At 37.3% G+C, this 21,043-nt stretch carries 20 protein-coding genes and 1 riboswitch; of the genes, 4 read left to right on the forward strand and 16 right to left on the reverse strand.

Annotated elements, in window-relative coordinates:
• Positions 1-142: 142 nt before the first annotated feature.
• Complete coding sequence (locus KS419_RS20240) at positions 143-1,180, forward strand: iron-containing alcohol dehydrogenase family protein (protein WP_380086803.1); 1,038 nt, start codon at positions 143-145, stop codon at positions 1,178-1,180.
• 88 nt (positions 1,181-1,268) lie between these two features.
• Here the strand turns inward: KS419_RS20240 and KS419_RS20245 are convergent, their stop codons facing one another.
• Genes KS419_RS20245 through KS419_RS20255 form a run of 3 tightly spaced genes read right to left on the reverse strand, consistent with a single transcriptional unit; the run spans position 1,269 to position 4,927 of the window.
• Positions 1,269-1,769: a (2Fe-2S)-binding protein gene (locus tag KS419_RS20245; RefSeq protein WP_246594300.1), complete on the reverse strand. Its 501-nt coding sequence runs from the start codon at positions 1,767-1,769 to the stop codon at positions 1,269-1,271.
• Positions 1,770-2,609: an FAD binding domain-containing protein gene (locus tag KS419_RS20250; RefSeq protein WP_217068380.1), complete on the reverse strand. Its 840-nt coding sequence runs from the start codon at positions 2,607-2,609 to the stop codon at positions 1,770-1,772.
• Positions 2,606-4,927, reverse strand: coding sequence for a xanthine dehydrogenase family protein molybdopterin-binding subunit (locus KS419_RS20255; protein ID WP_217068382.1), 2,322 nt, complete (start codon positions 4,925-4,927; stop codon positions 2,606-2,608). The genes KS419_RS20250 and KS419_RS20255 overlap by 4 nt, the downstream gene beginning before the upstream one ends.
• A 165-nt stretch (positions 4,928-5,092) precedes the next feature.
• Here KS419_RS20255 and KS419_RS20260 point away from each other — a divergent pair, with 165 nt between their 5' ends.
• Positions 5,093-6,469, forward strand: coding sequence for an amino acid permease (locus tag KS419_RS20260; protein WP_246594301.1), 1,377 nt, complete (start codon positions 5,093-5,095; stop codon positions 6,467-6,469).
• Here the strand turns inward: KS419_RS20260 and KS419_RS20265 are convergent.
• Together KS419_RS20265 and KS419_RS20270 are read right to left on the reverse strand one after the other, a co-directional pair.
• Positions 6,450-7,079, reverse strand: coding sequence for a LysE family transporter (locus KS419_RS20265; RefSeq protein WP_217068384.1), 630 nt, complete (start codon positions 7,077-7,079; stop codon positions 6,450-6,452). The two genes, KS419_RS20260 and KS419_RS20265, sit on opposite strands and share 20 nt — an antisense overlap.
• Before the next feature lie 171 nt (positions 7,080-7,250).
• A complete protein-coding gene (locus tag KS419_RS20270; RefSeq protein ID WP_217068385.1) occupies positions 7,251-7,415 on the reverse strand; it encodes a hypothetical protein in 165 nt (54 codons plus the stop codon).
• A 225-nt stretch (positions 7,416-7,640) separates the two neighbouring features.
• Between KS419_RS20270 and KS419_RS20275 the strand changes: the two genes are divergently transcribed.
• The gene (locus KS419_RS20275; RefSeq protein ID WP_246594302.1) at positions 7,641-8,303 is read left to right on the forward strand and encodes a YitT family protein; all 663 of its coding nucleotides are present in this window, start codon (positions 7,641-7,643) and stop codon (positions 8,301-8,303) included.
• 111 nt (positions 8,304-8,414) lie between these two features.
• A complete protein-coding gene (locus KS419_RS20280) occupies positions 8,415-9,386 on the forward strand; it encodes a tripartite tricarboxylate transporter substrate binding protein (RefSeq protein ID WP_217068386.1) in 972 nt (323 codons plus the stop codon).
• 611 nt (positions 9,387-9,997) lie between these two features.
• Here KS419_RS20280 and KS419_RS20285 read toward each other — a convergent pair.
• The 11 genes from KS419_RS20285 to kynU form a co-directional block, all read right to left on the reverse strand.
• Entirely contained in the window at positions 9,998-11,956 is a 1,959-nt protein-coding gene (locus KS419_RS20285; protein WP_217068387.1) for a tripartite tricarboxylate transporter permease, read from the reverse strand.
• 57 nt (positions 11,957-12,013) lie between these two features.
• On the reverse strand, positions 12,014-12,292 hold the full coding sequence (locus tag KS419_RS20290) for a hypothetical protein (protein WP_217068389.1): 279 nt from the start codon (positions 12,290-12,292) through the stop codon (positions 12,014-12,016).
• Between the two features lie 12 nt (positions 12,293-12,304).
• Positions 12,305-13,504, reverse strand: coding sequence for an MFS transporter (locus KS419_RS20295; protein ID WP_217068401.1), 1,200 nt, complete (start codon positions 13,502-13,504; stop codon positions 12,305-12,307).
• A gap of 180 nt (positions 13,505-13,684) precedes the next feature.
• Positions 13,685-13,837: a hypothetical protein gene (locus tag KS419_RS20300; protein ID WP_217068390.1), complete on the reverse strand. Its 153-nt coding sequence runs from the start codon at positions 13,835-13,837 to the stop codon at positions 13,685-13,687.
• Positions 13,838-13,938: 101 nt separating this feature from the next.
• On the reverse strand, positions 13,939-14,742 hold the full coding sequence (gene phnE, locus KS419_RS20305) for a phosphonate ABC transporter, permease protein PhnE (protein ID WP_246594304.1): 804 nt from the start codon (positions 14,740-14,742) through the stop codon (positions 13,939-13,941).
• Positions 14,742-15,536, reverse strand: coding sequence for a phosphonate ABC transporter, permease protein PhnE (gene phnE, locus KS419_RS20310; RefSeq protein ID WP_217068391.1), 795 nt, complete (start codon positions 15,534-15,536; stop codon positions 14,742-14,744). Before phnE (KS419_RS20310) ends, phnE (KS419_RS20305) begins: the two co-directional genes overlap by 1 nt.
• Entirely contained in the window at positions 15,529-16,305 is a 777-nt protein-coding gene (phnC, locus tag KS419_RS20315) for a phosphonate ABC transporter ATP-binding protein (protein WP_217068392.1), read from the reverse strand. Before phnC ends, phnE (KS419_RS20310) begins: the two co-directional genes overlap by 8 nt.
• Before the next feature lie 64 nt (positions 16,306-16,369).
• The gene (locus KS419_RS20320; protein WP_343215103.1) at positions 16,370-17,335 is read right to left on the reverse strand and encodes a phosphate/phosphite/phosphonate ABC transporter substrate-binding protein; all 966 of its coding nucleotides are present in this window, start codon (positions 17,333-17,335) and stop codon (positions 16,370-16,372) included.
• Between the two features lie 175 nt (positions 17,336-17,510).
• A riboswitch (purine riboswitch) is annotated at positions 17,511-17,611 on the reverse strand.
• A 352-nt stretch (positions 17,612-17,963) separates the two neighbouring features.
• Complete coding sequence (gene kynA, locus KS419_RS20325; RefSeq protein WP_217068395.1) at positions 17,964-18,812, reverse strand: tryptophan 2,3-dioxygenase; 849 nt, start codon at positions 18,810-18,812, stop codon at positions 17,964-17,966.
• Positions 18,793-19,464 carry an arylformamidase gene (gene kynB, locus KS419_RS20330; protein ID WP_217068407.1) on the reverse strand — a complete coding sequence of 224 codons (672 nt, stop codon included), beginning with the start codon at positions 19,462-19,464 and terminating at the stop codon, positions 18,793-18,795. Before kynB ends, kynA begins: the two co-directional genes overlap by 20 nt.
• A 16-nt stretch (positions 19,465-19,480) precedes the next feature.
• Positions 19,481-20,755 (reverse strand): kynureninase, encoded by a 1,275-nt coding sequence (gene kynU, locus KS419_RS20335; RefSeq protein WP_217068396.1) that lies wholly within the window; start codon positions 20,753-20,755, stop codon positions 19,481-19,483.
• Positions 20,756-21,043 lie beyond the last annotated feature (288 nt).

Here is a 21,043-nt window from a genome sequence, read left to right on the forward strand (position 1 = left end):
TGTTCGAACAAGATGTGAACGGATGTTGAATTTTAGCTTAAATTATAGTGGAGTAAATATTTTGTTTGGTTATTCTTTTCACCTACTTTATACTTGTAGATATTAGTTGATAGTAAAGGGGAATAGTACGATGATAAACCAGATGACGGTTCCAATTCCATCTATCTTAAAAATAAATAATGACGTTATTTTAAATTTGGAAGAACTTTTGCTGAAACACCGTTTTTCCAATGCGATCATTCTCTTTGATGAATTTACTTATGAGACGTTTGAAAAAGGAATTGTTGGATCCTTTCACTCTGTACCAGTAGTTACGAAGCTCCTTTCCCAAGAATTAGATATTCAAGACCTTGTTGTAAAGTCCTTTGAAATGGATCGATATGACGTTGTCATCGCCATGGGTGGCGGCGCTGTAATTGATTACGGTAAATATATCGCTTTTTCCCGGCGAAGTCCGTTCATCAGTATTCCAACATCTGCCTCCAACGACGGTTTTGCCAGCAGTAATTGCTCCATTTATGTGAATGGCAAAAAAACAACGGTTCCAGCAAGAGTGCCTTATGGTATTATTGCTGACCTATCCATCATCGAACAAGCACCAAAGAAATTTATTTTAGCTGGAATTGGAGATCTTATGTCAAATATTACAGCACTTTATGATTGGGAATTTGAAGAATCCCACCATGTGGATAATGTCAATCCCTTTGCCCTCATGTTAAGTAAAAAAGGTGTGAATAGCTTTATACGTACCCCGATGGAGAATATAAGGAATCCCATATTGTTAAAAGAATTAGTCAGTTCCTTAACTATGAGTGGAATAGCAACTATAATCAGTGGAAACAGTGCCCCTATCAGTGGTTCTGAACATCTCATATCACATGCGTTAGATAAAATTTCCATGAACCCACAAATGCATGGAATACAGGTAGGTATTGCTACCTATATCATGGCCAATGTCCAAAACCATCGTAAAGAAAGAATGTACAAAGTGTTTGACCGTACTGGATTTTTTGACTATGTAAAAGGGTTAGAATTAAATAAAGATGAATACATAGAAGCTATTAAATTGGCCCCAACCATTAAACCAAACCGTTTTACCTATTTGCATCTTGAAAAGTATCGCGAAAAAGCCCTGGAGTTTTTAGATACAGATCCCATATTACAAGACATCTTTACATGAATAAAGTCTCTGTGATTTATTTAGGTAATTAACAACAACCACGCTGTAAATGCGTGGTTGTGCTTTTCCTTTCTGAAATTACTTATTCTTAATCCATTTCACTTTCCCTAGAAATAGGTCTATCCTTTGAATTACTTTCCCTCAAAACGGATTTTATTGCTGTTTCAATTTCTTCATATCCTGTACATCTGCAAATATTTGACTTCAGCCACTCCGATATTTTTTCATCTGTTGCTTTCGGTTCATTCTCAATTAATGACTGACAATTCATAATGTAACCAGGTGTACAGTAACCGCACTGAAACGCAAAATATTCCACAAAAGCCTGCTGAATTGCTGTTCCTTGTAATCCCTCAATGGTTGTTATTTCCTTTCCAGTGCCTTCCACACCCAGCATCAAACAAGACTTCATCGGTTTTCCATCAACGATAACAGTGCATGCTCCACAATCTCCATTTAAACACCCTGGTTTAGATCCTGTTAACCCTAACTCATTCCTTAAAACCTCTAATAAAGTGTCGGCAGAACGAATCATCACAGGACGGTCTTCCCCGTTAATTTTTAGTACGACATATTGGAATATTGACATTTAATGATCTACCCCTTCCAATGTCTTTACAAGATCACTCAATATATTCTTAAGTGTAAATATTCGGAACTGATCTGATCCTTCCGTATCATTTAATATTGGGCCTGGTAACTGTTGTAAAGCGGAGGAAACTCTTTCTTCGACAGAGTTGAAACGATCATTTATACACGATTCAATCCGTTCAGATCGAAATGGAAAAGGGCATAAGCCACTGATTGCGATTCTAATATCACCGTCTTTCTTCATACCTGAAACAGTAATAAGTGGATATCCCGTTGTCCATTGTTTCCTTCTTTTCATATGGAAAAACGGGGCTTTGGTGGATGAAATATCTGTTGTAATATGGACGAGGAATTCTCCCTTATTTAATTGGAGGGTCTGATCAAATAAATCATTAATCGGCAAAGTTTTTTTACCATCCGGGCCCATGATAGTAACCGTACTTTCAGCTAATAAAAATGGTAATACTGCCTCACGGTAAAAAATATTGGCACAAATATTCCCGCCAAGTGTTATTTTAGTTCTTGCGGTATGATCAGCAACTTCTTTGGAAGCACTCGTTAATAGTGGGAAAGGATTTGCGTTCTCAACCTCCGTTAATGGGCAGCAGCCCCCCAATACTAAACGATCGTTTTCCCGTGTCATCACATGACATTCAGGAATACTTTTCAAATCAATGACAGCCCCGGTGTATAGAACATTCAACCGCCCGAGCGTAATAATTTCTGTTCCTCCTGATATATAGACAGGTTCTTTCCCTTCCGAATCAAGTCTTTCATAAAGCGTAACCGCTTCTTCTAATGTATTAGGTTTAATATATTCAAATTCAAATGGGATCACGTATTCAAACCCTCCTTTTTCCTCCAGATGCTTTCAGGTAGAAGAGGTAAGTGATGCAATTCCACCCCTGCTGCCAAGGACAGACTATTCCCTAGTGCAGCAGGCATTCCTAATAACCCTTGCTCCCCGACTCCCCTTGCTCCAAATGGAGAATCAATATGGGGAGTTTCGATAAATTCTACAATGTATTCAGGGTGTTCCCCAAAATGGACAGGGCGATAGGTTCTCAGTTGAGGATTTAATACCCTTGCTTTATCATCAATTACGAATGACTCCCTTCCTCCAAATCCTAAGCCCATACTCATTGCACCCGTCACTTGACCGAGGGCACCTTTATAATTCAGCACTCGGCCAACATCCAATACAGATATGGCTTTAATAATCTTATAAGTATAGTCTCTCCTGTCAAATTCTACTTCCACCACTTGGGCACCCACTGCCCACTCTGGACCTGGGTTGCCTGCACCAGTTTCAGGATCAAGATAGGTAATGTTTCTCAAAATATAATTACCTCGCCCTATAATTTGACCGCCAATTGCATTTCCTTCCGGGAACGTGTATCCATAGACCACATCACGAAAATCCAGTCCCTCTTTCGGATCTTCGCGTAAAAACACTCTTCGATTTCCAATTTCTAAATCATCCGTTCTTACTTTCATAACACAAGAAGCTACTTCTTTAATTTGACGGATCGCATCTTCTGCTGCTGCAAGTACTGCTCTTCCTCCCATCAACGTTCCCCTACTTGCCACTGTTTTCCAGTGCTCTGGGGTGGACTGAGTATCAACTGTCATTTTTACGTAGATATCATTTACACTCATTCGAAATCGTTCAGCTAGAATTTGTGCTAATACTGTTTTGGTTGCTGTACCAATTTCCACAACCCCCGACATGAGATTCATGGTGCCATCTTCATTAAAGGTAATGATTGCACCTGAACTGGATTCAGGAGGTATCGTAGAATTTTTCCATACACAGGCAAGACCTTTTGCCCGGACAGTACGTTCATTTAATTCAATTAATTGTCCCTCTTCCCAGCGACTTAATTGTTTTACTTTCTCTATACACATTGGAACATCTCCTACTGTGCTTCTATTCAATTTTACTTGTGTAGGAGTTGTATGACCTGGTTTTATCGCATTTTTATATCTCAATTCTAGGGGATCCATGTTCAGCTTTCTTGCAAGAATATCCATGGCCCGCTCGAAAACAAAGTGCACTTCCGCATGACTAAAGCCCCGATATGGTGCTGGATATGGATGATTTGTATAAACCGCATAAGAGTCGCACCATATATTTTCAATGAAATATGGTCCAGTACAGTCCACTGCACAAGCGCGACTGAGATGAATAGCTTTATCTGAATAAGCACCACTATCTACTAGATAAGTCAGTTCCGTTGCTTGTAAATACCCGTCAGCAGTACAACCTAACTTCACTTTGGCATCCAATCCCATGTGACAAGGGGACGTAATCATATCCTCTTCCCGCTCATTTATCATTCTTACAGTTCTTCCTTCTACTGCTAAGGAGCCCAAATAAGCTAATATCTCTTGCTGAACCGAAGCTTTTCCGCCATATCCCCCACCGACTAAGGGAGTTTTAACAATGATCTTCCCTACCTCCAGATCAAAATATTGTGAGAGAAGTTCCTTTACCATAAAAGGAGCTTGGGATGATGTGGTAATGAGTACTTTCCCATCTGGTCTTATTTCCGCAGTTGCACTTCTTGTTTCCATTGGAATATGATCTGACGGGGGAAATGAAAAATTTTCCTCAATCACTATCTCACTTTTAGCCCACCCTGATGCCATATCTCCCTTTCTGATTTTTGTATGATTAGCTATATTCGTTTTGGGAACGGGATGAACCCCTTCCTCCCGTTCATATTCTGCCACATTATCATGCACAAGTGGAGCATCCTTGCTTACTCCCTCACTGGGAGAATTCACTACAGGTAATGGATCCACAACCACATTTATCAGACTTGCTGCCCTTTTTGCAATTGCAGGAGTGTCTGCTACAACGAGAGCCACCACTTCACCATGAAATCGGATTTTTTCAAAGGCGATCGGGGGGCGGTCCCTAATCTCTTCCCCAGTTAACGGATATTGTTTACCAGTAATGATCGCTCTTACACCAGGTTCCTTTTTGGCTTCCATCACATCGATACTTTTAATGGTTCCATGTCCATAATGGCTGATTACTGACTTTCCATGAAGCATTTCACCAGACGGGAAATCTGCCGTATATTTTGCCCTTCCAGTAACCTTATCAAGTGCTTCTTTTCTGATCACACTCTTGCCTATGTTAGTCATTCTTCATCCCTCCGAGTAGTAGGTCACTCTTAAAATATATTAGGGAAAATACTATTTAACCCACTTATCATTGAAAAAAGAAAATGTAGTTGTTCATTCATTAATCCTTACATAATGACATCCTGTTTTCCGAACAATAATGCAGTAAAGGAGGAGGGAGTATCGTTGAAGACGTCATCAGGAGAACAAAAAGAAAAACCATTATTATGGTGGCAATTATCATTACTTGGAGTTGCTTGTACAATCGGTACCGGTTTCTTCCTTGGTTCAAGCATCGCCATATCAATGGCGGGACCCTCCGTCATTTTTGCTTTTCTTCTTGCAGCAATTGGTACTTATTTTGTCTATGAAGCATTAGCTAAAATGACGATTAGTGACCCTCAGAAAGGTTCTTTTCGTTCTTATGCAAAAAAAGCTTATGGCCGTTGGGCCGGATTCAGTACAGGTTGGGTTTATTGGTTATCTGAATTATTAATCATGGGGAGTCAAATGACCGCCTTATCCATCTTTTCTAGATTTTGGTTTCCGAATATACCGATATGGATTTTTGCATGTGGGTATGCCGTATTAGGAATCCTAGTCATCTTAACAGGAACAAAGGGTTTTGACAGGATTGAAAATTTACTAGCAGTCTTAAAGGTTGCGGCTATTGTAATGTTTATTATTTTAGCGACAGCTGGTATTTTAGGCTTGCTAGGTGGTGGAACAACCGAAAAAGTATCGATACCTGCAACATATACAGGGCTTTTCCCTAATGGAATTCAAGGACTCCTTCCTGCTTTCATTTTTGGTTTTTATGGATTTGCTGGAATTGAAATTATCGGATTACTATCCATTAGGTTAAAGGAAATGAAAGACGCAACTAAAGCTGGGAAAGTAATGCTTTCCTTATTAGTTATTATTTATATAAGTGCTTTGACTCTCGCTTTACTCTTGGTTCCTTGGGATCAATTTTCGACCGATAAAAGTCCCTTTGTAAAAGCATTAGACAAGTACAATATTGCATTTATTCCCCATGTCTTCAATGGAGTCTTTATTATTGCAGGGTTTTCAACGATGGTTGCTTCCTTGTTCGCCATGATTCGAATTTTAGTATCATTGGCAGAGGATAAGGATGCCCCAGCTATAATGTCTAAAAGGAAAAATAACATTGCATGGCCTGCAATCGGATTAACTAGTATGAGTATTGCCATATCAATTATTTTATCCTTAATCATGCCAGATTCTATCTACGAGTACTTTACTACGGCTGCCGGTTTAATGCTTCTATATAATTGGTTTTTTATTTTAGGTTCTTTTGGTCGATTAAATCAGTTGACGGTTTTGGATCATATCAAAAGGGGGTTAGGTTTCATTCTTGTGTTATTAGCAATTATCGGGACAGCATTTCATGAGACAAGTCGTCCCGGTCTATATGTAAGCTTACTTTTTATCATTATAATTGGATGTATTACATTGTTGATGAAGAATCATTGGAAAAAACATCCAGACAAGTCTCCCCCAGAAAAAATTAGCTCTCTTTTTACGAAAATAAAACACTAGCAGCCTGAATACCAAAATAAATTCCAAACGCAATTAACGACAAACCAGACAGTACAGTGATTACTTTCAGTAATTTGACGGTTAAAAATTTCCTTAAGGAACTCGCTAAAGTTGCCATCGTAATATCCCATACAGTTATCCCTATAAATATGGCAGAACTGTACAGTATAATGTGACTTGTATCGTACGTTGTAACGGTTTTGGCTAAAATAGAGCCGAAAATACCTAACCAGAATAAAATGGTTAACGGATTGAACAATGACATAAAAAATCCTGCAAAAAAGGATTTAGATTTTGTTTCTCTCATATTTTTCTGATGATCCAAAGAGATTTGATTTGTCCCTGATAAACTTTCGATGCCAGTATAGACTAGGACAAAAAAACCAAATAACCATAAAAAAGACTGTACGAAAGGTAACTCAATAAGATGATAGACACCAAAAAACACTAGGAGCATGTAAAATACATCTGCAACAGTAGCGCCAAGGCCCACTAACCAGGAACTGAAAAATCCATGTTTGATTCCCCTGTCAATTTGTGCTGCATTTATAGGTCCAATTGGTGCAGCTAAAGATAATCCTAAAATGATATACGTAAAAAAAATACTCATCACAATCCCCCAAACGATGTGTCTTGCTGATATTGGACAACTTTCTTGCTTGTACATTCTATTCATCGTAGTCCTAACTTACGACTGTTGATTGAGTTTTTTCCATGATAAAAGGGTAAGGAGATATTCCTTACCCTTTCAAGTGCTCACGTGGTAATCCTTTAATAAGTTCTAACAATTGTTATGACAGTTACGGGGGCTACGTTTATTATCGCTCTTTAGTAACTCCGCTTCAAAATCATATTCCGCCGCTGCAAACTCCGTATTAAGATTTTCTCCGTTTAATACCTTCTCATTACGGTTGTTATTTTCTCGACGTAAATCATTCTTTGCCATTGTTAAAACCTCCATTTAAAGGATTGGGTAGAGCATTCCTTAGTATGTACCTTGACAGAAATAATAAGTGTGGAAGTAATTAGGAAATATGGAAGAGTCTCATAATTATCAAACAAACTAAATACACTATATTAATTGGACAAACCATTATTTAAATGGATTTGTTAAAAAATATAAATATCTTTAACTCAGCAGCCTTAAAAATAAATGTGAAGGAACATCCTTATGTCCAAAATTAGCTATCAGAGAGATCAGAATTTTCATAACATCCTAAGAATGACAATGGAAAAATATATATTTATTACATTTGGGGCTACCATTCAAGGGATGGCTATGGCAGTCTTTTTATTCCCAAATAATATACCTTCCGGGGGAGCAGGGGGACTTGCGGTTATTTTTCATTTCTTATTTGATTTACCATTAAGTATTTCCCTTTGGATGATAAACTTCACCATGCTTATCATTGCAATTCACTGGTTAGGTGGAGCAACCACCTTTGGTACAATTTATGGCATTACAATAACATCCTTAAGTATACAATTTTTTCAAACACATTTTTTTATCCCTGCAACAAGCATCTGGTTTGATTTAATTATAGGTTCCGTACTATTAGGATTAGGTGCAGGGATTCTTCTTCGGCAACAAGTGTCAAATGGAGGTATGGGGGTTTTAGCTCTTGTTTTTTCTAATTATTTGGAAATTCCTCCAGGAAAACCCTTATTTATTATTAATGGATTTATTTTTATTCTAATGGCATTCATCATTGATTGGAAAATTATCTTCTTAGCATTCCTTTCTCAATGGTTATCTACTAGGATCGTAGATATTATCTATAACATAAATATTATTCCACCAAAACAAGTTCAAATGGCTTGGCGTAAAAAATAATGATTTTTTTCACTCTAAAAAAGGACTTGCATTTTTTAGAAAGACAACATTCCAACCATTGCACCTGGGCATATGCATGGTATGTATAAAATATTGAAAGGTTGGAATGTTATGCTAAAAAGAATCTTTACATTAGTAATACTGTCCCTTTGTTCGTTATTTATTTTAGCTGGTTGTAATTCAGAAGCTACTGGAGATGATTTCCCTAATAAGAGTATTCAACTTATTGTAGCTTTCTCACCAGGGGCAGCAACCGATACACAAGCGAGAATTATTTCAAAGTATGCCAGTGAATACCTTGGACAAGAATTGGTTATAGTCAATAAGCCAGGTGGAGGAGGTCAAGTAGGCTGGAATGAATTTTCTAATGTGGACCCAGATGGTTATACACTAGCTGCTTATAACCTTCCCCATATCATTACTCAACCATTAGTTGGTCAGACAGCATTTAGTGTTGATTCATTCGAACCGTTAGTGAATTGGGGAGGTGATCCCACCGTTTTTGCTGTAAGGAGTGACAGTCATATTGAGTCCCTTGATGATCTTATTGCGGAAGCAAAAGAATCACCTGGTTCTTTAACGGTTGGAAATGCAGGTCGGTTTGTGGGTCAGCATTTAGCGATTTTGCTTTTAGAACATTCTGCTAATATTGAATTGGAAGATGTACCATATCAAGGTGCAGCCGATGCTATCGCGTCTTTACTTGGTGGACACACAGATGTTCTTTCAGGTAATTTATCTGATGTATACCGATTAGGAGACGAAGTGAGACCATTAGCAATTGCAACCGAAGAACGCCATTCTTTTGCTCCAGATATCCCTACTTTTGGAGAATTAGGTTATCCTGAAGTAATCATGAGTACTGACCGAGGAATAGCAGCAGTGGATGGCACACCTCCTGAAATAATTGATAAGTTGGAAAATGCTTTTTATCTACTCCTCCAAGATGAAGATTTCTTGAAAGAAATGGAGCAGGCAGGTGCTGATATGCTGGTATTAGACAGAGAAGAAGTTATTGAGGATATGAAAATTCGAACGGAAAGTTACAAAGAACTATTGGATTCGATCGGTGTAACAAATTAGAACCTTTATAACTAGGCTATGTTAAAGGCAATTCTATAAGGGGATACTTGGGTGACCCCAAAAGAGGCGCAGGACTCCATAATTGCCCGAAGTAGATTGGAAAATTATGCTAAAATCAAAATTGAACATTAACAGGCTAATAAACTAAGACTTCTGTCTGGATTCCTCCTGGTGAAGTCTTAGTTTTTTTTTTATCTGAGCAATACTCTCTTGAACTACCCACCACTTAATTTCTAACGAAATTTAAAGTGGGTTTCCTTCGAACATTAGCGTAACCGTCATTTATTGAGTCGCTCTACCCGTAGTCTTACGGTGAAAGCAGAAGTATCTTTTCTTGTACTCGCACAGCTTGGTTTTTGCAAATTCGTACGTGTAGGTGATTAGAACGTTGAAGATTTTACCTAGCATACGTTTTCATGCTAGAACCTCATATCTTCAGTTTTCAAAAAACAACTTTCAAGTATATTACACCACGGGAACGAGTGTTTCAGCTAACGGCAACCGACATTCATCTCCCCCTTAACCTCACTCGCTATCGCATAGTTACGGTTTGAAGAGGGAGTCTTCTGTCGGGAAATGATAAATTTTTCCATGCTCCCATTATTTTTAACTTATAATGGTACTCTTAAAACAACTGCAAACACAATGTACATCATTAACGTAAACAAAATCGCGGTAACCACAATCGTACGAGGTTTTGTGTTCTTCCAATTTTTAAAGTACGCAAAGAATGGAACTATTATCATTAATAACAGTACTTGAAAATAAAAACCGATAACTGTTGTTAATAACATAAGGATTGAAATGGATAATAATAAAGATAATATAATCCCTTGATCCTTGCTTTTTAAGTGTTTTTTAGGTTTATTTGGTTGTGTAGTGACAAACAGGGAATTAACGTATTCCACAAAAATAAAAAATAGTAAAAATAGGAGCGTTATTAATGGAAATATCATTTGTTGAAACTCCATCTGAAAAACATAATAGATCAACCAAACATTAATCCCTGCAGCAAACAACCATCTAATAGCGCGAATGCTCATAAATCCTTTCCAAGTGATACTCTTCAAGACAGATAATACTTTCAGATCCCTCTTTAGTGAAAAGCTTTGAAACAAGGAAAATATGACAGTTATCAAAACGAGACAGAACAAAATAATATTTAAAGATCCTGTAAAAAAATAGGAAACGACATTTCCATTTGCTCCTCCCACTTGAATACCGTGTAATAATCCTTGTTCAGCAATAGGACCCAATATAAAGCCTAATGCTATAGGTGCTGGAGAAAAACCATATTTTTGTAAAAAAAACATGGTTAACCCAAGGAAAACAACGGTATAAATATCAAACATATTATTCTGAGTTGTATAAGCACCGATTATAGTAAAGGAGAGGATGACAGGAGCCATCATTTCAGATGGAACTCTCGTTAGCTTCATCATTGGTTTAATAATTGCTAATCCTAAAACTAATAAAACTAATTGAGCAGCAAGGAGACTATATAGGAAGGTATATGCCACATCGGCATTTTCCACAAATAAATTCCTTCCCGGCCAGATCCCGTGAATTAATAGTCCACCTAAAAAAATCGCAGCAGTTGGAGACCCGGGAATACCCAATGTTAACAATGGTATCAAAGAGCCACCAACCATTGCATTATTGGCACTTTCAGATGCGATGACACCTTTTTTCTCCCCTTTTCCAAACTTCCTTTTATTTTTTGAAAACCGTTTTACTTCATTATAAGCTAATATGCTTGCGATATTTCCACCAGCACCCGGTATCATACCTACTAATGCACCCAGGCCACTTCCTATTGATACAGCTTTTGGCTTTTTAATGATATCCATGAAAGAGGCTTTGACCGTTTGCTTCCCTACACTGAACTCTTTAGATTTTTCCTTTTCCTTTAAAGGGAGTTGTTCAATTAATCGCAGAGCTTGGGGAAAAGCAAAAAGGCCAATCAGTACGGCTACAATATGTAGCCCACCCACTAAACTGTCCATTCCAATTGTAAAGCGGGTAGTGCCGGTAATAGAACTTATTCCGATAAAAGATAAAAGGATTCCGATACTTCCACCTATCATATTTTTAGTAACGGATCCTTCTGAAATAGCTGCTATAACAGTGATACCAAATAGGGCTATCCAAAAGCTTTCTGTTGGTCCGAACCGCAATGAAAAATCAGCAAAGACGGGGGCAAAAAACAGCAATAATATCATACCAAAAAGACCGCCAATGACCGATGCAATTGTTGCCAGTTCTAGTGCTTTCCTCCCTTGACCGTTCTTGGTCATGGGATAGCCATCAAAAGTAGTCGCAACCGATGCTGGAGCACCTGGTACATTAAATAAAATTGCTGGAATTGATCCCCCATAAACACTACCGCAATAGATCCCCCCCAAAATGATAAGTCCTTCTGTAGGTCCTAGAGAAAATGTGAATGGGATAGTTAACGCTACCCCCATAGTCGGTGTCAATCCAGGTAAGGCTCCCACAAAAATACCTAATAATAAACCAAATACAAGAAATAACAAATGATGTAATTCAAAAAGTTGAAAAATATCCATATCCTGCCTCCATAAAAAAATACTAGGATATGATATTCACCCAATAACCTATTGGTGTTATTCCTTTTCCACTTCAATTTCAACTTTTTTACCACCTATAGTTAAATAGGATAAAACCTCTAAATCAGACTTCACTTTTGTAAGACCTTGAATATAAGGACTAACTAAGTCTTTAAAATCCTCAGCCACACCTTCCTCTTCCAAATGGCCATAGACATACATTTTTTTCTCCAGTGTCAAAAAAGCAAGATATCCGACGGGTTTATTTTTATCTGTTACAATATTTAGTACTTGACCGTCTTCCCTATAAAACTCTGGTGAAAAGTAAATTTGCAACTTAAATTCCCCCTAATTTGGATCTGTTTTTACTTCAATTTTTCTAAATAAACTACTTGTTGTCTCTTCAGACTTAGAAGGTTCATTAACGTGAATGAATAACAAACAAAGTAACGCTACAATTAAAGTAAGACTTGCGGTACTTAAGAACATTCCGGTTCTAGACCATGCCATTAAAGCCCCATAAACAGGGGGACCGGCAGCAACTCCTAAAAATCGAACAGAACCATATAATGACGTCACAAACCCCCGTCTTGCTTTACCAACCGATCCGGTGATTAAACTATTCAAGCAAGGTAAAACAAGACCAGTTCCAATACTGCTTACTACTAATACTGCAATGAATGGAGTTAACCTAGTAAAGAAAACAAGGGAACCGAATGAGCTTGTCATTAATAAAAGACCAAGTATAATCATTAGCTTCATTTTCTTTAAGTTTTTCCCAATTTTACTTCCTGTTATGTAGGAAGTGGTCATCATAAATAGTAAAGGAATTGCCAAGACTGCTCCTTTAAGAACTCCTACAATATCATATCGTGTCTCTAAACGATCGGATAAAAAAAACAAAATTCCAAATAAAGTAAAAAGACACGTAGCCCCAGCTAAATAAGCTGTAAAAAGCCATCTTCCATCATGCTTGAAAACAGAAAATAGTCCTTTTAAATACTTGCTGAAAGGTGGTGGTTCTTTCTTTTTTTTCTTTTCTTTAATGAAAAAAATCGTTAAAAGGATTGAAATTAAACAAAACAACGGGAAACCCCAAAATGGACCATACCATACTATTAATGCCAATAAGGAACCTACAATAGGAGATAATACTTTTCCAAACCCATTCGAGGCTTCCACTAATCCAAGAACTTTACTCTGTTCTCCCCCTTTAAATAAATCTCCAGTAAGTGCCATAGCAATTGGTGCTGTTCCAGCTGCACCAATTCCCTGAAGTGACCTCCCGACTATTATCCATATATACCCATTGTCAAACCAAGCAGCTGCAATTCCAGCTAGTAAACCTCCTATTCCATACAAAAAAAGGGATGGCACGATGATTACTTTCCTTGAAAATCGATCAGACATATATCCAAGGATAGGAATAAAAATAGCTGCACAAATGGAGAAAATGGTGATTGTTAAACTCACTTGAAAGGCCGTCAATTCTAATTCTGACTGCATTTTAGGAAGAATTGGAATTAACATGGAATTACCCAGTGTCATAATTAAAGGGATGGAACTAATTGCTAGTATAACTAATCCCTTTTTTTCTACTGTGGCCAATTTCCCATTCACTCCTTTAGTTTTATTAAAATCTGTCTAGCCGATTATTCTAATATTAGTATTAGTATTTACCTAAAAAAAATCCTCCAATAAAAATGGAGGAAATAAGGAAAAATTGTATTATATAAGAAATCCTAAAGCAATGATTACAACGGACATGTTAAAAAGTATTTCGAGTAAGTCTTTTGAACCACTATTTAATAAATGAATAAACCGTACTCCACAACGTGCAGCTACTAATATCCAGGCAATAGTCCACAATATACTGGGCATTGTATCACTCCATATACCTAAGTCTCCTAAATAATTTATATGCTGTCCATTGCAAATTTATATATAAAAAAAGACTGCTGGATAAACCAGCAGTCAAAAATTTAAACAAGTCGCTTACGGATATTTGTACTGATCAAATCAATGACAGTAACAGTTAGTACAATAATAAACAACATCATTCCAACTTCTTCAAAATTTCTTTGATTTGCAGCTAATATAAGTGGTGCTCCAATACCGCCTGCTCCTACGATCCCTAAGACAGAAGAGGAACGAACATCAATTTCATATCGGTATAAAGCATAAGAACTGAATTCAGGAATTACTTGTGGAATTACACCATATACCAAAACTTGAAGTTTACTTGCACCGGTTGCCTTTAATGTGGAAATAATCTCCATATCTATGGATTCAATAACTTCAGAGTATAGTTTACCGAGCATACCGATGGAATTAATAGAAATTGCTAATACCCCAGCAAATGGGCCCATTCCCACGGCTGCAACAAAAATAATGGCGAATAAAATTTCAGGGAAAGCACGGACAGCGTTCAAGATTGCTTTTCCTACAAAGGTAAAATGCCCTCCCACATTTCGTGCAGCAAGAAATCCTACAGGAATAGCAAGAATTGCACCCATGAGAGTTCCTGCATATGCAATAGCTACTGTCTCCATCATATATCCAAAGTATTCCGGAATTTTTGCATGAATTTCAGACATGAAGAAAGGGTCCCAAAAGAACCGCTTTAATAGTGGGCCTGATTCCCAAATGGATCGTTGTGCCTGCAGACGTGTTTCTGTGAATGCCACATAGTACAACACCGCCATGAAAATTGTAACTCCAGTAAATGTCCACCAATATTTAGCCCTTTTTGGATTTTTCATGTTATTAATATCTAATTGTGACATTACACTAACCTCTTTCTTAAGCTAGTACTTATGGTATCAATAATTGTTACAGCAATGAATGTAATAAATATAATCATTGCAATATTACCATAATTAAACAGGGACATTTGTTGTCTTAAAATTAAACCAATTCCTCCGGCACCTACGAAACCTAAGACTAAAGAGGCACGAACATTGATTTCTAAAACATATAAACTATACGAAACATATTGTGGTAAAATTTGTGGAACCGCTCCAAAACAAATAATTTGGAAAATATTACCTCCCGTTGCACGAATCGCTTCTAACGGCCCAGGATCGATGGCTTCCACTGTTTCACTAACTAGCTTAACTAATATTCCAAGTGAGAAGAAAAATAGAGCATAAACCCCGGCCAATGCACCGATACCAACCATAGCAACGAACATTACTGCTAAAATCATATCAGGAATCGTACGTAAAACATTTAACAAGAAGCGAACGATTTGATATAGCCAGGCTTTTTTATTGATGTTTCCTGCAGCGAGAAAGCTGATAGGTAAGCAGAATACCACTGCAACAGATGTACTTAATAAGGCAATATTCCAAGTTTCTAATAAAGGAGGTAATACTCTACTGTAATAACTCCAATTTGGAGGTATTAGATCATCTACCACAAAGTAATAAATGTGAGGTATTCCATTGATTAGTCGTTCTGGTGATGAGTTTGTAGCAATGGACGCTAAATAATATAAACCAATTACAATAAGTAAAACGACAAGGGCAAAAATCTTTTGTTTTAGTGGAATAATTGGAATACGTTTTGTGTTATTCATTGGAAGCGTCACCCACCAAGTCGTCTTCTTTGATCGGGCGACCATAAATATCCTCAAATGTTTTTTCGCTAACTGAGCTGGCCGGCCCATCAAAAACGACCTCTCCATTGCGGAGACCGATAATGCGGTCTGCATATTGCATGGATAAATCAATGGCATGGAGATTGACAACCATGGTAATAGCATCTTCTTTGTTAATTCTCTGTAAATCTTTCATTACTGCATGGGAAGTTGGTGGATCTAAACTTGCAACCGGCTCATCGGCTAAAATTAATTTAGGTTGTTGGGTTAAAGCACGTGCAATACTTACCCGTTGTTGTTGCCCCCCACTTAACTGATCTGCTCGAATATATGCTTTTTCTGCAATCCCCACCCGCTCAAGACTATGCAATGCTAATCGAACATCAGCTTGGGAAAACAACGACAAAATGCTACGGAGTGTACCTGTATGTCCTAAACGTCCTGCTAAAACATTTCGCAAAACAGAAGAACGTTTAACCAAGTTATAATTTTGAAAAATCATACCAATATTACGACGGAATTTACGTAATTTACGATCAGAAAACTTCAATGTATTTTCTCCGTCAATCAATAGTTCCCCTTCAGTTGGCTTTACCATCTGATTAATACTTCGAATTAAAGTGGATTTTCCTGCTCCGGATAAACCGACAATAACGACGAATTCCCCTTCTTTAATTTCGAGATTAATGTTTTTTAGTCCTTGATGACCATTAGGATAGGTTAAAGAAACATTGCGAAATTCAATCATATTGATTTCCCTCATTTTTCATAGAATAGGGGAAAAGCATATGCTTTTCCCCTTATGTTTTTAATTAGTTAAGCATATCTTCGAATTCAGCATATGTGGAACGTACAATGTCATAATCTGAAGATTGTGCCTCAGCAATGCCTGTCCAGTTATATACATCGTCCATTACTTGTAGCATTTCTTCGTCATCATTAAAACTTAAGAAAGCATCTCTGATTTTATTTTTCCACTCTTCACTCATTCCAGAACGAAGGGAAATCGTATCATTTGGAATTGGATCAGTGAATCCAATAACCTTCATGTCCATTGCATTTGGATAATCGTCTAAGATAACTTCACGTGCATCTTCAAAAGTTGTAGCAAAGTCAGCTTGACCTTCCAAAACAGCGATTAATGAATTATCATGTCCACCAACTGTTAATTGAACAAAGTGTGCATCAAGGTCTTCCACTCCACCTTGTAAGAACGTGTTTCCAGGGAATAAGAACCCAGAAGTGGAAGTTGGATCTCCATATGCCCAAATATAGCCTTCGTTAGCGATTAAGTCTTCAATAGAATCAATCTCAGAATCAGGAGCTACAGTAAACTGTGCTCGGTAAGAATCATCACCATGACGAATCGCCTTTAAGATAACTTCAACATTTGCTCTTTCTTCCGCTTGTACAAATCCGAAAGGAGGTAGGAAGCCAATATCAATTTGTTGTGTTCTCATACCCTCTACTAAACCAACGTAATCCGTCATTACTTGTGCTTCAATTTCAACACCTAAAATTTCTGCAAGACGTTCTGCAAGAGGTTCAACAGTATCCGCAATATTAGCTGCGTCTTGAGATGGAACGAATCCCATAGTTAATTTTGTAATTTCTTCATCTTCTGCTGCTTCTGTGTCTTCATCTGCTGTATCTTCGTCAGTAGTTTCATCTGCACCATCTGCGCCGTTTGCTGCGTCGTCATCATCTGCTGTACCACATGCAGTGATAACACCTAAAGCCAATACTAATAAAGCCATAAAAAATAATCGTTTTAACACTCTGACCCCTCCAAAAATGTGTTTTTTTTAAATGAACTTCAATGGTACCGCGTCGCCATAAAATCTGATCAGTATGTATTTAATATCAGATTTTATGATTCGTTCATAAAAATTCCAGACACTTGTCTTACTCCTGGAAATGTGTCTGGGTGAGAGTAGGATAAGTTTAAACTAATCACATATCCTCTCCCCTCGTAGAAAAGCTATTTACGGTAGCTTGTAGAGACTTTCGGGCCTTATTCCCAAAACTATACGACGGGTTTGTTTCCATCTTTGAAGTACACTCAAATTATTACTTTTAAATCGGCAAATGTCAACAAAAATTCACATTCTACATATTGTTGTAACATTCAGATTAGCAAAATTATTATATAATATTAGGTATTTTTTCAACCCCTTCCAGTTTCCTTCAATTACCAATTGTAGTGAAACCAACAATTGTAATCCTTTTCATTATTTTAGCCCTTAAAGAAAATTACATTCATATAAGATTTCCTGCATAAAAAAAATCTGTAATATTTTCTTCCAGTGTAATTATGAAATAGAATTTACCCTTTGTTTTTTTCTTATACAAAAAAGAATTGAGTCTTTTTTTTGAATCGAATTCAATAATTTTCATCTTATTTTTTTATAATTCCGTCCGGATATCCCATAATTCTGGAAAAAAACGATGATCTAGTACTTTCTTTAAATAACTGACCCCAGATGAACCACCAGTTCCCCGTTTAAATCCAATTATTCTTTCCACTGTTTTCATATGTCGGAATCTCCACTGCTGCAAACAGTCTTCAATATCCACCAATTTTTCCCCTAACTGATATAAGTTCCAGTATTTGTTCACATTCTTATAAACTTCGAGCCATGCTTTATTTACAGATTGATTAGGTGTATATGTGATGCTATAGTCACGTTCTAATAACCTTTGATCTATCTCAAAGCCTGCATTTGCCAATGCTTTTATGGAAACATCGTACAATCCAGGGGCAATATACGCCTTTTCCAATTCCCGTTGCAGTGTCGGCTCCTTTTTATATATTTGTAAAACATGATCCGTCTTGTATCCTAAAGCAAACTCAATCATTCGATATTGATATGATTGAAACCCCGATGCCTGCCCTAGCTGATCGCGAAACTCCAAATATTCTGATGGTGTTAATGTGGATAATACATCCCACGCCTGGATGATTTGTATTTGGGTTTTTGACACCCTTGCCAATTGTTTAAAAGAAGTCTGAAAGTCCCCAGTCGAAATGGAACTAATAGCTGCATTTATTTCATGTATCATCAGTTTCATCCATAGCTCACTCACTTGATGAATGATTATAAATAACATTTCATCGTGGTGATCAGACAATCCCTTTTGACTAGATAGAATCTTATCCAGTTGAAGGTATTCCCCATATGTCATATCATTTGAAAAATCTGTATAAACTCCCTCGTTTTCTGTAGTAGACATTTCACGTTTTTTCAAAACCATTCCCCCTACCTTGTTCGATTAAACTTACTGGTCTAAGCACAGCACGTACCGGACTTCCATCACCTTCCTCAATAGCAAGTGGAAGGGCTATTAAATCATAGTCACCAGGATTGATATTATCTAACATCACATTTTCCAATATGTGAATTCCATTTTTGTGGAGAGAATGGTGTCCCACTAATTCTTTACTATCAAGAGGATCCACTGAGGGAACATCAACACCGACTAATTTCACTCCATTTTCCCCTAAATAATTCGCTCCTTCTTCCGTAATATAAGGAATAGTTGAAGGGAACTGTTCCGCATTATTTGGAACAGACGTTTTTAACAATATTCTTGTAACACCTGTTATATTTGCTTTACATAATACCGTTTTATTAATCTGAGAATATCCAGATACATCAATTATACGACACATTCCTATATATATATTGATATCTAACTCACTCACTTTTTCCCCATCATTTTTAAAATGGAATGGGGCATCAATATGGGTGCCAATGTGGGTACTTGTAGTTATTTTCCCTATATTGACGGATCCTGTTTCTGCTTTCGTTGCAACAACTTCATAGGAAAAAGGAGTATCTCCAGGCCAATTTGCTATTCTTGATGTCAATGGTTGTGTTATATCAATCCATTCCCCTTTTACCACATCTCTCTCTCCCATATTAAGCAATCACTCCCCGCTCATTTGTATACTTCCTGTACTCCCCATTATCCATTATGCGTTTTAACGTTTGAACCGTTTTCCAAACTTCCACAAATGTATTATATAGTGCCACCGGAGCTAGTCGAATTCCATTAGGTGATCGAAAATCAGGGACGATCCCATTTTCCTTTAATGCTTTACAAATTCGGGCAGCATCTGAATGTTCTATAAATAAGTGACCACCCCTTTGTTCATCTGGAACAGGATTTCGGATGATAAATTCTTCTTTTGCTAATTCCTGTTCTAACAATGTCATCATAAATTCAGTCAGTTTAAGAGATTTTTCCCTTATTTTATGGATTCCAGCTTCTTGGAACATATCGACTGAACCAAGTAAAGGTGCCAGACTTAATATATGAGGAGTTCCCATTTGATAGGCTCCGGCATGATCTTCAGACACTAGTTGGTGGTCCATATCAAATTGATTCTCTTTTTTTGAACTAAACCATCCTGCAAGTCCTGGCTCTCTCCCAAAGTGACGTTGATTTACATATAAGCCTCCGACCGCACCAGGGCCACCATTCAAATGTTTATAGTTACACCAGAATGCAAAGTCCACATCCCATTGGGTAAGTTGATGGGGGATGGATCCAATGGAATGACATAAATCAAAACCTATTAAAATATCTCTTTTATGTGCTTCTTCTGTTAATTTACTCATATTCAATATTTGTCCGCTCCTGTATAAAATACTGGGCAAAATAACAAGGCGAACATCATCCTTCATTTCGCTGATGATGTCTTTTTCTGATAGGGTATGACCATCTCTACTTTTCACCTTTATTAACTCATTGTCAGGATCAAAACCTTTCAATTTTAAATGGCTTTTTATTGCATAAATATCGGTTGGAAATGCCAACTCATCCGTAAGAATTTTTTTCTTATTACCTTGTGGTTCATAAAAGGTTGCTAACAGTTGGTGGAGATTCCCTGTAGTAGAGCCGGTTACGATAACTTCTCTACCGTTTGCCCCAACGAGTGTGGCCATCCTTTCCCCTACACTCTCTGAGACGTAAAACCATGGATTTTCCCCTTCTGTCCAACCTTCTATCCCATAATTCTTCCATGATTTGAGCATTTCAAGTGCCGTTTTTTCAGCTCTTTTCGATAATAGTCCTAAAGAATTACCATCCAAATATATTTTTTCATGATTTATGTAAAACTCTTGTCGGTATTTTGCTAATGGATCCTGATTATCAAGTTGTATTGCATGCTCCATTGTAAAATGTTCCATCTTTTTCCCCCAATTCAGAATATTTGTTTGTTACAGTAAAAGTATAAAGGAAAATTTAATAGGACGTCAAAATAAGAAAAGCACAAGTTTGCGTCAACCATTTGTGGGCATATTTTTTAGTGAGTTCAAGAATGCCTCTTTTTGTTAAGTTTTTGTTGACAACGCTTTCTTGATTTAATGAGTTGTTCAAATTCCTTTAACAAATTTTTTTAAGCAATAAGTTAAATGTTTATACTCGAATCCGTTACAGACGGACGCTTTCCGCGGGCACGGCCTCAGCCTCCTCGC

This window comes from Evansella tamaricis (assembly GCF_019042215.1).
Lineage (GTDB): Bacteria > Bacillota > Bacilli > Bacillales > Salisediminibacteriaceae > Evansella > Evansella tamaricis.

What these genes read in the sequence shown, in the direction of transcription:
- kynU (WP_217068396.1), bottom strand. Translation starts at nt 20,755, where the DNA reads ATGGAACATTTTACAATGGAGCATGCAATACAACTTGATAATCAGGAT.
- KS419_RS20275 (WP_246594302.1), top strand. Translation starts at nt 7,641, where the DNA reads ATGTCCAAAATTAGCTATCAGAGAGATCAGAATTTTCATAACATCCTA.
- KS419_RS20280 (WP_217068386.1), top strand. Translation starts at nt 8,415, where the DNA reads ATGCTAAAAAGAATCTTTACATTAGTAATACTGTCCCTTTGTTCGTTA.
- KS419_RS20300 (WP_217068390.1), bottom strand. Translation starts at nt 13,837, where the DNA reads ATGCCCAGTATATTGTGGACTATTGCCTGGATATTAGTAGCTGCACGT.
- KS419_RS20245 (WP_246594300.1), bottom strand. Translation starts at nt 1,769, where the DNA reads ATGTCAATATTCCAATATGTCGTACTAAAAATTAACGGGGAAGACCGT.
- KS419_RS20255 (WP_217068382.1), bottom strand. Translation starts at nt 4,927, where the DNA reads ATGACTAACATAGGCAAGAGTGTGATCAGAAAAGAAGCACTTGATAAG.
- phnE (WP_217068391.1), bottom strand. Translation starts at nt 15,536, where the DNA reads ATGAATAACACAAAACGTATTCCAATTATTCCACTAAAACAAAAGATT.
- kynA (WP_217068395.1), bottom strand. Translation starts at nt 18,812, where the DNA reads ATGGTTTTGAAAAAACGTGAAATGTCTACTACAGAAAACGAGGGAGTT.
- KS419_RS20295 (WP_217068401.1), bottom strand. Translation starts at nt 13,504, where the DNA reads ATGACACTGGGTAATTCCATGTTAATTCCAATTCTTCCTAAAATGCAG.
- phnC (WP_217068392.1), bottom strand. Translation starts at nt 16,305, where the DNA reads ATGATTGAATTTCGCAATGTTTCTTTAACCTATCCTAATGGTCATCAA.
- KS419_RS20265 (WP_217068384.1), bottom strand. Translation starts at nt 7,079, where the DNA reads ATGAGTATTTTTTTTACGTATATCATTTTAGGATTATCTTTAGCTGCA.
- KS419_RS20240 (WP_380086803.1), top strand. Translation starts at nt 143, where the DNA reads ATGACGGTTCCAATTCCATCTATCTTAAAAATAAATAATGACGTTATT.
- KS419_RS20270 (WP_217068385.1), bottom strand. Translation starts at nt 7,415, where the DNA reads ATGGCAAAGAATGATTTACGTCGAGAAAATAACAACCGTAATGAGAAG.
- KS419_RS20285 (WP_217068387.1), bottom strand. Translation starts at nt 11,956, where the DNA reads ATGGATATTTTTCAACTTTTTGAATTACATCATTTGTTATTTCTTGTA.
- phnE (WP_246594304.1), bottom strand. Translation starts at nt 14,742, where the DNA reads ATGTCACAATTAGATATTAATAACATGAAAAATCCAAAAAGGGCTAAA.